The following is a 14,611-nucleotide window of genomic DNA, read 5'->3' as shown; positions in this document are numbered from 1 at the left end:
ATCGGGTGAGCTCGGCATTGAAGAAGGAACACCTTCGCATCGCGTCAGTCAACGTCAACGGCCTCCGTGCCGCCTACAAGAAGGGCATGGCGGAGTGGCTTGAGCCGCGCGAGGTGGATATCCTGTGCCTCCAGGAGGTCCGCGCACCGGATGCGATCGTCGAGGAACTGCTCGGCGAGGGCTGGTACATTCTCCATGCCGAGGCCGAGGCCAAGGGCCGGGCCGGCGTTGCCATTGCCTCCCGGGAAGAGCCCCTGGCCACCCGGGTGGGGATCGGCGATGACTTCTTCGCCACGGCCGGACGCTGGGTCGAGGCGGACTACATCGTGCGGGACGCGGACGGGCAGGCATCACAGATGACCGTCGTGAGCGCCTACGTGCACTCGGGCGAAGCCGGCACTCCCAAGCAGGACGACAAATTCCGTTTCCTCGACGTCATGGTCCAGCGGCTGCCCGAACTCGCCAAGCACAGTGACCACGCGCTGGTGGTGGGCGACCTCAACGTCGGCCACACAGAGCTGGACATCAGGAACTGGAAGGGCAACGTCAAACGTGCCGGCTTCCTGCCGGAAGAGCGAGCCTATTTTGACCGCTTCTTCGGCGAGGAAATCGGCTGGAAGGATGTTCACAGGGGCCTGGCGGGTAACGTCGACGGCCCCTACACTTGGTGGTCGCAACGGGGCCAGGCCTTCGACAACGACACCGGCTGGCGCATCGATTACCACATGGCCACGCCCGCTCTCGCTGCTGCCGCAGTGTCAGCCGTTGTTGACCGGGCAGCGTCCTGGGACACACGCTTCTCCGACCACGCCCCGCTGGTAGTGGACTACCGGCTCTAGTCTTAAGGCTTCCACGAATGACCACCACTTCAACTGCGACCACTGTGGCCCAGGCCGGCGTCGCCCCCGACGCTCAGACTGCCACCGCGAAGGACGCCTCTGCGGCCACCGCGGCCCGGCACCGCATCCTCTCCGGCATGCAGCCTTCCGCCGACTCCCTGCACCTGGGCAACTACCTCGGCGCCCTCGTGAACTGGGTCCGGATGCAGGACGAGTACGACGCCGTCTTCTTCATCCCTGACCTGCACGCAATCACCGTTCCGCAGGATCCGGCCGAGCTGGCGCACCGCACCCGGGTCACGGCCGCGCAGTACATTGCCGGCGGCGTCGACGTCGACAAGTGCACGCTCTTCGTTCAGTCCCAGGTGCCCGAGCACGCCCAGCTGGCGTGGGTCCTGAACTGCATCACTGGCTTCGGCGAGGCGTCCCGGATGACCCAGTTCAAGGACAAGGCGCACAAACAGGGTTCAGACCACGCCAGCGTCGGGCTGTTCACCTACCCCATCCTGCAGGCAGCGGACATCCTGCTGTACCAGCCGCACGGTGTCCCCGTCGGCGAGGACCAGCGCCAGCACGTGGAACTCAGCCGTGACCTGGCCCAGCGGTTCAACTCCCGCTTCGGCGACACGTTCACGGTGCCGCAGCCCTTCATCCAGAAGGAATCCGCGAAGATCTACGATCTGCAGCACCCCACCGCCAAGATGTCCAAGTCTGCGGAGTCGCCGGCGGGGCTGATTAACCTGCTGGACGAGCCCAAGGTCACGGCCAAGCGGATCAAGTCCGCCGTGACGGACACGGAGACCGAAATCCGGTTCGACCGGGAGGCGAAGCCGGGCGTGTCCAACCTGCTGACCATCTACTCCTCGATCACCGGGCAAAGCGTCGACGCCCTCGTCACCGCCTATGAGGGAAAGATGTACGGCCACCTGAAGGCGGACCTCGCCGAGGTGGTCACGGAGCACCTGACGCCGATCCGGAACCGGGCCAAGGAGCTGCTGGACGATCCAGCGGAGCTGGACCGGCTGCTGGGCCTCGGCGCGGACAAGGCCCGGGAGATTGCCTCGCTGACCCTGCGCGACGTCTACGCCAAGGTGGGTTTCCTGCCCTACGCCGGCGCCCAGGGAGTCCGCTAGGTCAATGTCCTCCGTCARCAAAGTCACCGCGAAAGCCGCCACGTCGAACGGACAGCGCAGCGAAGGCATCAGCATCGGTGTGATCCTGAGGTTCCCGGCGGACATCGCTGAGGAGCTCCAGCGCTGGCGGGCATCCTTCGGGGATCCCATGGCCGCCGTCGTCCCGGCCCACATCACGCTGGTCACCACCACCATGACGAAGGACTGGGCCGCGACCCAACGCCATGTCCGGGACGTGGCACGGCGGCAGGAGCCCTTCACTGTGACCATCGCAGGGACCGGGTCTTTCCGGCCGGTGTCCCCGGTGGTCTTCCTGAACGTAGAGGACGGCTTCGGGGACTGCGTGAACCTGCACCGCCAGCTGCAGTCCGGCCCGCTGGAGCGGGAACTGCCGTTCGGCTACCACCCGCACGTCACCGTAGCCCACGATGTCGCCCCGGAAAGCCTCGACGAGGCCGAAACGGTCCTGAAGGATTACAGGGCCACGTTTCCTGTGGCTAGCATGGGACTCTACGAGCACGATGACAACGGCATCTGGCAGCTACGGGAAGAGCTTGATTTTGGGACCAAACCTGACCACGACAGAGGCCCGGACGGCACCGCAGGCGCCCGATAAGCCGCCGCTCCCCACCGATCTGGCCGGGCTGAAACTGGAAGTCATCCGCAAGAGGGTCGAATGGGGCCGGGCCCGGCGCTCCGGCGGCGGCATAGTCGCGTCCCTGATCGCGATGATGAACTGGCTCCTGGCCCGGCTGAACATGCTGCTGCCCCTGCGCGCATACTCGCACTACCTGCGTCAGCGTGGCCCGCTGTTGAGTGCCGGCATCGGCTTCCGGATGTTTTTCTCCATCACGGGCCTGTTGGCCACTGGCTTGTCCTTGGCCGGCCTCGTGCTCAGCGACCACCCGGCCCTGCTGGACCAGGTCATCAGGAGTGTGGCCGCCGCCGCGCCCGGCCTGTTGCAGGTCGACGGCAGCGAGGGGCTGGTTGACCCCTATGCGCTGCTGAACCCCACCAGCCTGGGTTGGGCCGCCGGGATCGCCGCCGTGGTGACGGTGTTCACGTCCCTGGGCTGGATCAGCGGCATCCGCGACGGTATGCGGAGCATGATGCAACTCGGCCCCTTGGTGATGAATCCGATCCTGCAGATACTCAAGGACGTCGGCACGCTGCTGCTGATGGGGCTGGCCCTGGTAGTCAGCTCCGCGGCCTCGCTGATCTTCGGGACGGCCGCCGGATGGGTTACCGGGCAGCTGGGCCTCGAGCCGATAATTGCCGGGCCGCTGACGACCTCCGTCACGATCCTCGTCCCGCTGCTGCTCGGCTGGGGCACCGCCCTGATCATGTACCGGGTGGCCGCCGGGCTGAAGCCGGCCCGGCGCTCCCTGCTGGAAGGGACCATTCTCGCCGCGGTGGGCACCACCATCCTGCAGATCTTCAGCACCCAGCTGCTGGCCAGCGCGGGCAAGAACCCCATTCTGGCGCCCTTCGCCATCATCATCGGCCTGCTGATCTGGTTCAACCTGGTCAGCCAGGTCTACGTGATCTGCGCCGCGTGGGTGGCGATCCGGGAAGAGGACCTCAAGGCCGGGCCCGCCGCCGCGACCACCGGCTGGGGTGCCCGGCGCGTCCAGCCGGGTAAAACCCCGGTAGAGCAGCGGGCCCGCCGCAGGCCGCTGGCCGCCGCGTTCAGGCGTCGAGGTACTGGTCGGCCCACGCCGAAATAATCTTGGCCGCACGGGCCGCCTGGCCTTTGCCGGTCAGGAGGTGGTCGCTGCCCTCCAGCGAGACGAAGCTGCGCGGGTGGCGTGCCGTCTGGAAGATGGTGCTGGCGTTTTCGATCCCGACCGTATTGTCGGTGGGGGAGTGCAGCACCATGAGCGGCTTGTGCAGCTGCCGGATGCAGTCCGTCAGGTCCGCCTTCTCGAGATCCTCGACGAAGTGCCGGCGGATCTCCACCCGCTTGCCGCCGAGGTCCACTTCGGCGCTTCCCTCGCTCAGGATGCGGTCCAGGGCCGCGTCAAAGACGTGCGCCACGTGCTTGGGGGAGAAGGGGGCACCCACGGTGGCCACGGCCCTCAGCTCCGGGATCTGCCGCGCGGCGGACAGGACGGCCGCGCCGCCAAACGAATGGCCCACCAGCAGGGAAACCCGCCGGTCTGAGTCCCGCATGAATTCGGCGGCCTTGACGGTGTCGGCCACCTTGTGGCTGAAGGACCCCTCCGACCACATTCCCGCCGACTCTCCGAGCCCCACGTTGTCGAACCGGAGCATGCCCACGCCATTGTCCGCCAGGGCCTTGCACATCCGCGACGCCGAGGGGCTGTCCTTGCCCAGGGTGAAGCCGTGCGAGAACACACCCCAGCCCTTGACCGGGCCCTCCGGCAGATCCAGCACGCCGGAGAGCCGCTCGCCGGTGGAACCCAGGAACGAGACTTTTTCTGAGTGGGACAAAGTGTCCCCTTTCGTGTGAGGGCGAATCATTGAGGGCCGAAACGACGGCGGCGCCCCCACCCGGAAGGTGAGAGGCGCCGTCGTCGGTAACTACTGAAGGTGAAGCCGTTAATGCGGGCCGGTGGAACCGATCCTTAGACCTTGCGGGACAGGATGGCCTGCTTGACCTCAGCGATTGCCTGCGTGACCTGGATGCCGCGGGGGCATGCTTCGGTGCAGTTGAAGGTGGTGCGGCAGCGCCACACGCCTTCCTTGTCGTTGAGGATCTCCAGGCGCATGTCGCCGGCGTCATCACGGGAATCGAAAATGAAGCGGTGCGCGTTGACGATCGCCGCCGGGCCGAAGTACTGCCCGTCGGTCCAGAACACCGGGCAGGACGAGGTGCACGCGGCGCACAGGATGCACTTGGTGGTGTCATCGAACCGTTCGCGGTCCTCGGCGGACTGCAGGCGTTCCTTTGTGGGCTCGTGGCCACGGTTGATCAGGAAGGGCATGACTTCGCGGAAGGACTGGAAGAACGGCTCCATGTCCACGATCAGGTCCTTCTCCACCGGCAGGCCCTTGATGGGCTCGACCGTGATGGGCTTGGACGTGTCCAGGTCCTTCAGCAGGGTCTTGCAGGCGAGGCGGTTGCGGCCGTTGATGCGCATGGCATCGGAGCCGCAGACGCCGTGGGCGCAGGAACGGCGGAAGGAGACGCTGCCGTCCATCTCCCACTTGATCTTGTGCAGGGCGTCCAGGACACGGTCGGTGCCGTACATGGTGACCTTGAAGTCATCCCACGTGGCGTCCTCGGAGACCTCGGGGTTGTAGCGGCGCACGCGCAGGGTGACGTCGAAGGACGGGATTTCCCCGCCCCCGCCAACGCCGGCGGGCAGTTCGATCTTGGATGCTGGCTCAGCGAGTTCAGCGCTCATCTTAGTACTTCCTCACCATCGGCTCGTAGCGCGTAAAGACCACCGGTTTGGTGGCAAGCCGGATGCCGGCAATCGACTCGGCGGAACCGTCCGCCGGGGCGTGGTCATCCTTATACGCCATGGAGTGCTTCATGAATTTTTCGTCGTCGCGCTCGGGGAAGTCCTCGCGGAAGTGGCCGCCGCGGGATTCCTCGCGGTGCAGGGCCGCCACGGTCATGACCTTGGCGAGCTCGAGCAGGAAGCCCAGCTCCACGGCCTCGAGCAGGTCCAGGTTGAAGCGCTTGCCCTTGTCCTGGACGCTGATGCGCTGATACCGCTCCTCGAAGGAAGCAATGTCCTTCAGGACCTGGTTCAGCGTGTCGGCGGTGCGGAACACCTGCATGTTGGCGTCCATGGTGTCCTGCAGTTCCTTGCGGATCGCAGCGACCTTCTCGGTGCCGTCAGAGGTGCGGACGTGGTCCAGCAGGTTCAGCGTGTAGGCCTCCGGGTCAACGGGGAGCTCCACGAAGTCGGCGGTCTTGGCGTACTCGGCGGCGGCGATGCCGGCGCGCTTGCCGAACACGTTGATGTCCAGCAGCGAGTTGGTGCCCAGGCGGTTGGAGCCGTGGACGGAGACGCAGGCGACCTCGCCGGCGGCGTAGAGGCCCGGGACCACCGTGTCGTTGTCCTGGAGGACCTCGGCGCTGATGTTCGTGGGGATGCCGCCCATGGCGTAGTGCGCCGTCGGGAACACCGGAACCGGCTCCGTGTACGGCTCCACACCCAGGTAGGTGCGGGCGAACTCGGTGATGTCCGGCAGCTTGGCATCGATGTGCGCAGGCTCAAGGTGCGTCAGGTCCAGGAGGACGTAGTCCTTGTTCGGGCCGCAGCCGCGTCCCTCACGGACTTCGTTGGCCATGGAGCGGGCCACGATGTCGCGCGGGGCGAGGTCCTTGATGGTGGGCGCGTAGCGCTCCATGAAGCGTTCACCCTCGGAGTTGCGCAGGATCGCGCCTTCGCCGCGGGCGGCCTCGGAGAGCAGGATGCCCAGGCCGGCCAGGCCGGTCGGGTGGAACTGGAAGAATTCCATGTCCTCCAGGGGGATGCCCCGGCGGAACGCGATGCCCATGCCGTCACCGGTCAGGGTGTGGGCGTTGGAGGTGGTCTTGAAGACCTTGCCGGCGCCGCCGGAGGCGAACACCACGGACTTGGCCTGGAAGACGTGCAGCTCGCCGGAGGCGAGGTCGTAGGACACGACGCCGGCGACGCGCTTCTGCTTGTACGGCGTGCCGTCCTCGCGGACAGCGTCCTCTTCGACGGTCAGCAGGTCCAGGACGTAGTACTCGTTGTAGAACTCGACGTTGTGCTTGACGCAGTTCTGGTACAGGGTCTGCAGGATCATGTGGCCGGTGCGGTCGGCGGCGTAGCAGGCGCGGCGGACCGGTGCCTTGCCATGGTCGCGGGTGTGGCCACCGAAGCGGCGCTGGTCAATGCGGCCCTCGGGCGTGCGGTTGAACGGCAGGCCCATCTTTTCCAGGTCCAGGACGGCGTCGATCGCTTCCTTCGCCATGACCTCGGCGGCGTCCTGGTCAACCAGGTAGTCGCCGCCCTTGATGGTGTCGAAGGTGTGCCACTCCCAGTTGTCTTCCTCGACGTTGGCCAGGGCTGCACACATGCCGCCCTGCGCCGCGCCGGTGTGGGACCGCGTGGGGTAGAGCTTGGTCAGTACTGCTGTTCGGGCGCGCTGACCTGATTCGATCGCCGCGCGCATCCCGGCGCCACCGGCACCGACGATCACGACGTCGTACTTATGGACCTGCATACCAGACGCTCTTTCTCTCAAAATTCGCTATAAACCACCGGCAGGCCGCGCCTGCCCGGTGAAGTCTCGTGCAATCTGCGCCTGCGCTCGGCAGGCAAGATCAGTTGCCGTGACGGACCGCGGATTCCTGCCCGTACGGGCTCCTGTCCGCGRCGGTTCCGCCGCTACGGCTGAACCATTACGGCTGCGCCGCTAAGGCGCGGGGCAGAAACCGCCGGGAAGCTGGACGCCGTTGGCCACGGGGCACGGATTGAACGTGAAGATGACCAGGGTGCCCAGGATGATGATGACCGTGGTGGCCGCGTAGAGCACAATCTTCAGCCAAAGGCGCGTTGCGTCCTTCTCGGCGTAGTCATTGATGATCGTGCGGACGCCGTTGGTGCCGTGCAGCATGGCGAGCCACAGCATGGCCAGGTCCCAGAACTGCCAGAACGGGTCGGCCCACTTGCCGGCCACAAAGCCGAAGTCGATCGCGTGGATGCCCTCGCCGACCAGCAGGTTCACGGTCAGGTGGCCGAAGATCAGCACCACCAGCACGACGCCGGAGAGGCGCATGAAGAGCCAGGCGAGCATCTCGAAGTTGCCCTTGGAACCGCCAGTGCGGCGGTACTTTGGCTGGATCTTTCCACTACTTGGTTTTCCACTACTGGGTTTTCCACTACTGGGTTTTCCACTACGTGGGCTTTGAATGGTTGCAGTCATGGCTTAGTGACCTCCAAGGGCGAGGGACAGGTGGCGGATGGAGAAGCCGACCATGACGACGACCCAGAGGCCCAGGACCGTCCAGAGCATCTGACGCTGGTACTTGGCACCCTTCTTCCAGAAGTCGACGGCGATGATCCGCAGGCCGTTGAAGGCGTGGAACACGATCGCCGCGACAAGGCCCGTTTCACCCAGGGCCATGAGGGGGTTCTTGTAGGCACCAATCACTGCGGTGTAGGCCTCGGGGGACACACGCACCAATGAGGTGTCCAGCACGTGGACCAACAAGAAGAAGAAAATCACTACACCGGTAATGCGGTGTCCAACCCAGGACCACATGCCTTCACGGCCGCGGTACAAGGTGCCAGCTGGTTTTGTCGGCACTGAATAAACCTCCCTGCAACACAGCGGCGCTGGCATGGGATCCACGCGGGGGGAACGCCTGCTGCGAGAGCACTCGTAAGCTCAAGCCTAAATCTAGGCTTCGCTAACAGCTTATTCAATTTGGGAACTCCTTGTTGACCGGCCCCGGCGCGGTTTTGCGTTTGTTTTGAGACGAACGCCACATTTGGCTGTGGTCGCAGGCGCCGGTAGGGCCGGATCCCGGCTCAATTCGGACCGAATTGGCCGCCGTCGGCTAAAGTAGCCGTGATGACTACAGACAAAGTGACAAGCCAGGATTCACCGCTGGACCGTTTTATTGCGGTCATTCCGGCGGGCGGAGTGGGGACCCGCCTCTGGCCCCTGTCACGGGCAGCAGCCCCGAAATTCCTTCACGACCTCACCGGTTCGGGCAGTACTCTGCTGCGCGCGACCTATGACCGCCTCCAGCCCGTCGCCGGCAAGCACGTGCTGGTGGTGACCGGCTCCGCCCACAGGGCAGCCGTCTGCCGCCAGCTGCCTGAGGTCCTGGAAGCCGACCTCGTCCTGGAGAGCGAGCCCAAAGACTCCGGTGCTGCGATCGGACTCGCGGCGGCCATCCTCCACGAGCGGGACCCGGACATCATCATGGGCTCGTTTGCCGCGGACCAGGTCATCAGCCCGGACGACCTCTTCCAGGACGCCGTCCGTGAAGCCGTCTACACCGCGGCCGCGGGGAAGATCGTCACCATCGGCATCAAGCCGACCCATCCCTCCACCGGATTCGGCTACATCCGTTCCGGCGCGAACCTCCACATCCCGGACGCGCCCAGTGCGCAGTCCGTGGTGGAGTTCGTGGAGAAGCCCAGCGAGGAAGTGGCCCAGGAGTACGTCGACAGCGGCGAATATGTCTGGAACGCGGGCATGTTCGTGGCCCCGGTCTCGCTGATGCTTAAGCACCTCGAAGCCAACCAGCCCGAGCTCTTCGCCGRCCTCCAGGAGATCGCCAAGGCCTGGGACACTCCGGAGCGCGACGCTGTCACGGCCCGGGTGTGGCCCACGCTGCCCAAGATCGCTATTGACTACGCCGTCGCCGAGCCCGCCGCCGCCGCCGGCGACGTCGCCGTGGTGCCCGGAACGTTCCTCTGGGACGACGTCGGGGACTTCGCCTCCGTGGGCCGGCTCAACAGCGCCAAGGAAGTCGACGAGGTCACGGTCCTGGGCGAGGGCGCACGCGTCTTCACCGAGAACGCGAGTGGCGTGGTGGTCTCCGATACCAAGCGGGTGATCGCCCTGATCGGCATCAAGGACGTCGTGATCGTTGACACCCCGGACGCCCTGCTGGTCACCACCAAGGAACACTCGCAGCGGGTCAAGCAGGCCGTGGATGCCATCAAGGCCAAGGGCGACACCGACGTCCTGTAGCCGGAGGAGAGCGGATCACGGCCTGTGCAATGTTCAGCAATCCGTAACGCGCCGTACCCGATGCCGCTATTCTTTGGCCGCTCGATAGAGTTATTCCGTGCGCAACTATTCGACTGAAGCTGAGCCCACGACTCTCGTGGGGCCGTGGCTGGAGCCCCTCCTGCCGGAGTTGATCGCTTTCCGCCGCGACCTCCATGCGCATCCGGAACTTTCGTTCAAGGAGTTCCGCACCACCGACAAGCTGGCGAAACGGCTCGAGGAAGCCGGGCTCAAGCCGCGCCGCCTCGAGGGCACAGGCCTGACGGTCGACGTCGGACAGGGTCCCATCGCCACCGCACTGCGCGGGGATATCGACGCCCTGCCCATCATCGAGGAAACGGGCCTTGAGTTCGCCTCGAAGAACCACGGCGTGACCCATGCCTGCGGCCACGACGTCCACACTGCCACCATGCTCGGGATCGCGCTGGTCCTGCAGCGCATGCACGAGGCCTCCCCTCTGCGCGGGACCGTCCGGATCATCTTCCAGCCGGCCGAGGAGACCATGCCCGGCGGCGCCACCTCGTGCATCGAACAGGGCGTCCTGGAAGGCGTGCCGCGCATCCTGGCGCTGCACTGCGACCCCCGGATCGAGATCGGCAAGATCGGCACCCGGATCGGGGCGATCACCTCCGCCTCGGACACCATCAAGATTGAACTTTCCGGCCGCGGCGGCCACACCTCGCGCCCGCACCTGACCGAGGAGCTGGTCTTCGCCCTGGCGCAGATCGCGGTCAACGTTCCCGCAGTGCTCTCGCGCCGCGTCGATGTCCGCAGCGGCGTGTCCGTGGTCTGGGGGCAGATCTCCGCGGGCTCGGCCCCGAACGCCATCCCGGGCAGCGGCTACATGGCCGGCACCATGCGCTGCCTGGACCGTGACGCCTGGCACGACGCCGGCGAGCTGCTCGACGACATCATCCGGCAGGTCGCCGAGCCGTACGGCGTCGATGTCCACCTGGAACACACCCGCGGCGTGCCGCCGGTGGTCAACTCCGAGCACGAGACCGCGCTGATCGAGGCCGCGGCCCGCGCCGAAATCGGCGAGGGCGCCGTGGTCCTGACCCCGCAGTCCATGGGCGGGGAAGACTTCGCCTGGTTCCTGGCCGACACCCCCGGCGCCATGATGCGCCTCGGCACGAAGACGCCCGGCGGGGAAGAGTATGACCTCCACCGCGGTGACTACATCGTCGATGAGCGGGCGCTGGGCCTGGGCATCCAGGTGCTCACGGCGGCGGCCCTGCGCACCATCCGCGACCTGTAAGCCGTTCCGCCCGGGCCCCTACGCCGGGCCTGCCCCGCTACACCCGGCCAGGACCGCCGCGCGGAGTTTCCCCACCTGTGCCGGCACGACGCCGGGACACGCCGGCGGGTGCGGGCCGAGTGTACAACTGAATTGCACGCAACTGGATTGTGCAGTATGGTGGAGGCATGACCACGTCAGAAGAGGCCCGCACTGGCGGCCCGGAAGCGCTCCGCCTGAACCGGCAGGTGTGCTTTGCGATGTACTCTGCCTCACGTGCCGCCACGGCCGCCTACCGGCCCATGCTCGAGGAGCTCGGCCTGACCTACCCGCAGTACCTCGCCATGCTGGTGCTCTGGGAAGCGGCGCCGCGCAGCGTGCGTGAACTGGGGGAGGAGCTGGGCCTGGACTCCGGCACGCTCTCGCCGCTGCTCAAGCGGCTCGAAGCGCTCGGCCTCGTCCAGCGCCGCCGCTCCGCCGAGGACGAGCGCCGCGTGGAGATCTTCCTGACCGACGCCGGCGCCGCCCTGAGCGCCAAGGCCAGCAGTATCCCGCAGCGACTGGCAGACGCCGCCGGGCTCACCGCCGCGGAACTGGACCAGCTCCGCGACACCCTGGGCCGGCTGACGAACGCGCTCCACGCCTCCCACTAAGCCCTTCCCTTAAGCCCTTCCCCCTCCACCACCCTTCCCAGGCCCACACGGCCGACGTCGAAACCGCGGGAGGCGTGCCAACTCGCCGGAAATTTACGGCGACTCCGCAGGCTTCCGGCGAGTTCCCACTGAACCCCTTCTTCCCTCCGACAGAACGGAAACCCCATGAAGACCCTTTACACAGCAGAGGCCCTGGCCTCCGGCGAAGGCCGCGACGGCACCGCCATCAGCAAGGACGGCAAGCTGAGCGTCACCCTTGCCAGCCCGGTCGAACTCGGCGGTGACGGCGCGGGCACCAACCCCGAACAGCTCTTTGCCGCCGGCTACGCCGCATGCTTCCACTCCGCCCTGCGCCTTGTGGGACGCAAGGAACGCGCCGACCTGACGGACTCCGCCGTCGCCGCCAAAATCCACTTCGGCGCCCTCGAAGACGGTGCCGGCTACGGTCTGGCCGCCGAACTTGAGATCGCCCTGCCCGCCGTGGACCGGGACACGGCCGAGGCCCTCGTGGCCAAGGCCCACCAGATCTGCCCGTACTCCAACGCCACCCGCGGCAACATCACTGTCGACATCACCATCCTGGAGGTAGCCGCATGAGCAACAACACCGAAACTCTCACCCTTCCCGCCACCACCCGCGAGATCCAGCTGGCGTCCCGCCCCCACGGCCGCCCCGTCCCGGCGAACTTCCGCCTCGCCGAGTCGGCGCTGCCAGAACTGCAGGACGGCCAGGTCCTGGTCCGCAACCTGTTCATCTCGGTGGACCCGTACATGCGCGGACGCATGAACGACGTCAAGTCCTACTCCGCGCCGTTTGCGCTGGATAGCGCCCTCGACGGCGGCGCCGTCGGCGAAGTCATCGCGTCCCGGGCCGAAGCGCGCGCTGTGGGCGACACGGTGGTGCACGGCCTCGGCTGGCGCGAATACGCCGTCGTCGATGCAGCGGCCACCACGGTGGCGCGCACCGATCTTGCCCCCGCGTCAGCATTCCTCGGCGCCCTCGGCATGACCGGGCTGACCGCCTACGCGGGACTGCTGAAGGTCGCGGAATTCAAGCCCGGCGACGCCGTGTTCGTCTCGGGCGCCGCCGGCGCGGTCGGCTCGCTTGTCGGGCAGATCGCGAAGGCCATGGGCGCGTCCAGGGTGATCGGCAGCGCCGGCTCGCCGGAAAAGGTGGCACGCCTGCTCGAACTCGGCTTCGACGCCGCGTTCAACTACCACGACGGCCCCGTGGCGGAACAGCTYGCCGCGGCCGCGGGTGAGCGCGGGATCGACGTCTACTTCGACAACGTCGGCGGCGAGCACCTCGAAGCCGCGCTGTCCGCCCTCACGGTCGGTGGCCGGGTGGCCATGTGCGGGGCCATCGCCCAGTACAACGCGACCGAGCCCACGCCGGCGCCGCGGAACCTCATGCTGGCGATCGGCAAGCAGCTGACGCTCAAGGGCTTCCTGGTGGGCGGCTACTGGCAGCACATGGCCGAGTTCGTCGAGACCATGTCCGGCTGGCTGGCCGACGGAACGGTCCGCTACGACGAGACGGTGGTGGACGGGCTGGAGAATGCCCCGCAGGCCTTCATGGACCTGCTCGACGGCGCCAACACCGGCAAGATGCTCGTGCGGCTGTAGCCTGACACCCGGCAATCGCCGTGCCGCCACATACGGCTCCGGCGCCGGTTCCTGCGGGGACCGGCGCCGGAGCTTATGTGGTCGCGGCGGGCACCGGCTACCTCTAGGTAACAAGTTCTCAACAATCTGGGCATTCGCCGGGACGTGTGTTATCGGGACGTGGCGCAGGCCACTACAGTAGCTTGCATCAGTGCGCCTCGGCGCAGTGCTGCGAAATCCATCAGTGACAACAGAGATCAGCGGAACACCGCAGACAGACACTCATTGAACTTCCGTCGTAGCGCCTACTCTTTCTTCCTGGAGGAAAATTGAAGAACTCTCTGCGTGCCACCTTTAAGCGCGGATCAATGGCCGGCGTCGCCACCGCGGGCGCGGCTGCACTCCTGCTGACCGGCTGCGGAGCTGCCCCGGAGGCCAGCACCGCCACCAACACCGCCAGCAACTACCAGGGCTGCATCGTGTCCGACTCGGGCGGGTTCGATGACCAGTCGTTCAACCAGTCTTCCTACGAGGGCTTGAAGAAGGTCACGTCGGAGCTGGGCCTTAAGATGAACCAGGCCGAGTCCAAGACCAACAACGACTTCGAGCCCAACCTGCGCGCCATGGTCTCCGCCGGCTGCAACCTGACCATCACGGTCGGCTTCCTGCTCGGCGACGCCACCAAGTCCCAGGCCACCGCGAACCCGGACAAGCACTTCGCCATCATCGACTTCGGCTACGACACCCCGGTCGCCAACGTCAAGCCGATCATCTACGACACCGCCCAGGCAGCATTCCTGGCCGGCTACCTCGCAGCCGGCACCACCAAGACCGGGACGGTCGCCACGTTCGGCGGCATCAAGATCCCCACGGTCACCATCTTCATGGACGGTTTTGCCGACGGCGTGAAGTACTACAACGAGAAGAAGGGCAAGGACGTCAAGCTTCTCGGCTGGGACAAGGCCAAGCAGGACGGCTCCTTCACCGGCGACTTCGAAAAGCAGGACAAGGGCAAGCAGTTCACCCAGAACTTCCTGGACCAGGGCGCCGACATCGTCATGCCCGTCGCCGGTCCGGTCGGCAAGGGTGCGGGCGCGGCCCTGCAGGAAGCCAAGGCAGCCGGCAAGGACGTCAAGCTCATCTGGGTTGACTCCGACGGCTTCCTCACGGCACCGGACTACAAGGACATCATGCTCTCCTCCGTCATGAAGCAGATGGGCCAGGCCGTCGAGGCGGTCGTCAAGCAGGACAAGGACGGCCAGTTCACCAACAAGCCGTACGTCGGCACGCTCGCGAACGACGGCGTTCAGCTTGCCCCGTTCCACGACATGGATTCCCAGGTTCCGGCCGAACTGAAGTCCGAGCTGGACCAGATCAAGAAGGACATCGCCGACGGCAAGCTGAAGGTTGAATCCGCAGCAAGCCCGAAAGCCTAACTTCCTCCGCT

The 14,611-nt window shown here is 66.3% G+C and carries 15 protein-coding genes; 10 read left to right on the top strand and 5 right to left on the bottom strand.

Annotated features, from left to right (window positions below; all coding sequences use genetic code 11):
* Nucleotides 1-5: 5 nt before the first annotated feature.
* The 4 genes from AC1D1S_RS08865 to AC1D1S_RS08850 are packed head-to-tail and all read left to right on the top strand — an operon-like array spanning nt 6 to nt 3,699.
* A complete protein-coding gene (locus tag AC1D1S_RS08865; protein WP_476994252.1) occupies nt 6-839 on the top strand; it encodes an exodeoxyribonuclease III in 834 nt (277 codons plus the stop codon).
* Between the two features lie 17 nt (nt 840-856).
* A complete protein-coding gene (trpS, locus tag AC1D1S_RS08860) occupies nt 857-1,972 on the top strand; it encodes a tryptophan--tRNA ligase (protein WP_476946371.1) in 1,116 nt (371 codons plus the stop codon).
* Nucleotides 1,973-1,976: 4 nt separating this feature from the next.
* Complete coding sequence (locus tag AC1D1S_RS08855; RefSeq protein ID WP_476994251.1) at nt 1,977-2,588, top strand: 2'-5' RNA ligase family protein; 612 nt, start codon at nt 1,977-1,979, stop codon at nt 2,586-2,588.
* On the top strand, nt 2,533-3,699 hold the full coding sequence (locus AC1D1S_RS08850) for a YihY/virulence factor BrkB family protein (RefSeq protein ID WP_476994250.1): 1,167 nt from the start codon (nt 2,533-2,535) through the stop codon (nt 3,697-3,699). Before AC1D1S_RS08855 ends, AC1D1S_RS08850 begins: the two co-directional genes overlap by 56 nt.
* Here AC1D1S_RS08850 and AC1D1S_RS08845 read toward each other — a convergent pair.
* The 5 genes from AC1D1S_RS08845 to sdhC all read right to left on the bottom strand — a co-directional run bounded on the left by AC1D1S_RS08845 (nt 3,662) and on the right by sdhC (nt 8,230).
* The gene (locus AC1D1S_RS08845; protein WP_243180106.1) at nt 3,662-4,426 is read right to left on the bottom strand and encodes an alpha/beta hydrolase family protein; all 765 of its coding nucleotides are present in this window, start codon (nt 4,424-4,426) and stop codon (nt 3,662-3,664) included. The genes AC1D1S_RS08850 and AC1D1S_RS08845 overlap by 38 nt on opposite strands.
* A gap of 134 nt (nt 4,427-4,560) precedes the next feature.
* Nucleotides 4,561-5,343, bottom strand: coding sequence for a succinate dehydrogenase iron-sulfur subunit (locus tag AC1D1S_RS08840; RefSeq protein WP_026537821.1), 783 nt, complete (start codon nt 5,341-5,343; stop codon nt 4,561-4,563).
* A gap of 1 nt (nt 5,344) precedes the next feature.
* Nucleotides 5,345-7,144, bottom strand: a complete 1,800-nt coding sequence (gene sdhA, locus AC1D1S_RS08835) for a succinate dehydrogenase flavoprotein subunit (protein WP_028277340.1) — start codon at nt 7,142-7,144, stop codon at nt 5,345-5,347.
* Nucleotides 7,145-7,336: 192 nt separating this feature from the next.
* On the bottom strand, nt 7,337-7,846 hold the full coding sequence (locus AC1D1S_RS08830) for a succinate dehydrogenase hydrophobic membrane anchor subunit (RefSeq protein WP_476946370.1): 510 nt from the start codon (nt 7,844-7,846) through the stop codon (nt 7,337-7,339).
* Between the two features lie 3 nt (nt 7,847-7,849).
* Nucleotides 7,850-8,230, bottom strand: a complete 381-nt coding sequence (gene sdhC, locus AC1D1S_RS08825) for a succinate dehydrogenase, cytochrome b556 subunit (RefSeq protein WP_079553238.1) — start codon at nt 8,228-8,230, stop codon at nt 7,850-7,852.
* Between the two features lie 267 nt (nt 8,231-8,497).
* Here sdhC and AC1D1S_RS08820 point away from each other — a divergent pair, with 267 nt between their 5' ends.
* The 6 genes from AC1D1S_RS08820 to AC1D1S_RS08795 all read left to right on the top strand — a co-directional run bounded on the left by AC1D1S_RS08820 (nt 8,498) and on the right by AC1D1S_RS08795 (nt 14,600).
* Entirely contained in the window at nt 8,498-9,631 is a 1,134-nt protein-coding gene (locus AC1D1S_RS08820; RefSeq protein WP_476994249.1) for a mannose-1-phosphate guanylyltransferase, read from the top strand.
* A 97-nt stretch (nt 9,632-9,728) separates the two neighbouring features.
* Nucleotides 9,729-10,928 (top strand): amidohydrolase, encoded by a 1,200-nt coding sequence (locus AC1D1S_RS08815; protein WP_223914196.1) that lies wholly within the window; start codon nt 9,729-9,731, stop codon nt 10,926-10,928.
* A 167-nt stretch (nt 10,929-11,095) separates the two neighbouring features.
* Nucleotides 11,096-11,560 (top strand): MarR family winged helix-turn-helix transcriptional regulator, encoded by a 465-nt coding sequence (locus AC1D1S_RS08810; RefSeq protein ID WP_476994248.1) that lies wholly within the window; start codon nt 11,096-11,098, stop codon nt 11,558-11,560.
* Nucleotides 11,561-11,725: 165 nt separating this feature from the next.
* The gene (locus tag AC1D1S_RS08805; protein ID WP_028277343.1) at nt 11,726-12,157 is read left to right on the top strand and encodes an organic hydroperoxide resistance protein; all 432 of its coding nucleotides are present in this window, start codon (nt 11,726-11,728) and stop codon (nt 12,155-12,157) included.
* Nucleotides 12,154-13,185: an NADP-dependent oxidoreductase gene (locus AC1D1S_RS08800; RefSeq protein WP_476946368.1), complete on the top strand. Its 1,032-nt coding sequence runs from the start codon at nt 12,154-12,156 to the stop codon at nt 13,183-13,185. The genes AC1D1S_RS08805 and AC1D1S_RS08800 overlap by 4 nt, the downstream gene beginning before the upstream one ends.
* 308 nt (nt 13,186-13,493) lie before the next feature.
* Nucleotides 13,494-14,600 carry a BMP family lipoprotein gene (locus tag AC1D1S_RS08795; RefSeq protein ID WP_439954117.1) on the top strand — a complete coding sequence of 369 codons (1,107 nt, stop codon included), beginning with the start codon at nt 13,494-13,496 and terminating at the stop codon, nt 14,598-14,600.
* The last annotated feature ends 11 nt before the right edge of the window (nt 14,601-14,611 follow it).

Source organism: Arthrobacter sp. P1_A5 (assembly GCF_056406825.1).
Note: the sequence above shows the minus strand (reverse complement) of the source record. Positions and strands in the feature narration are given on the sequence as shown.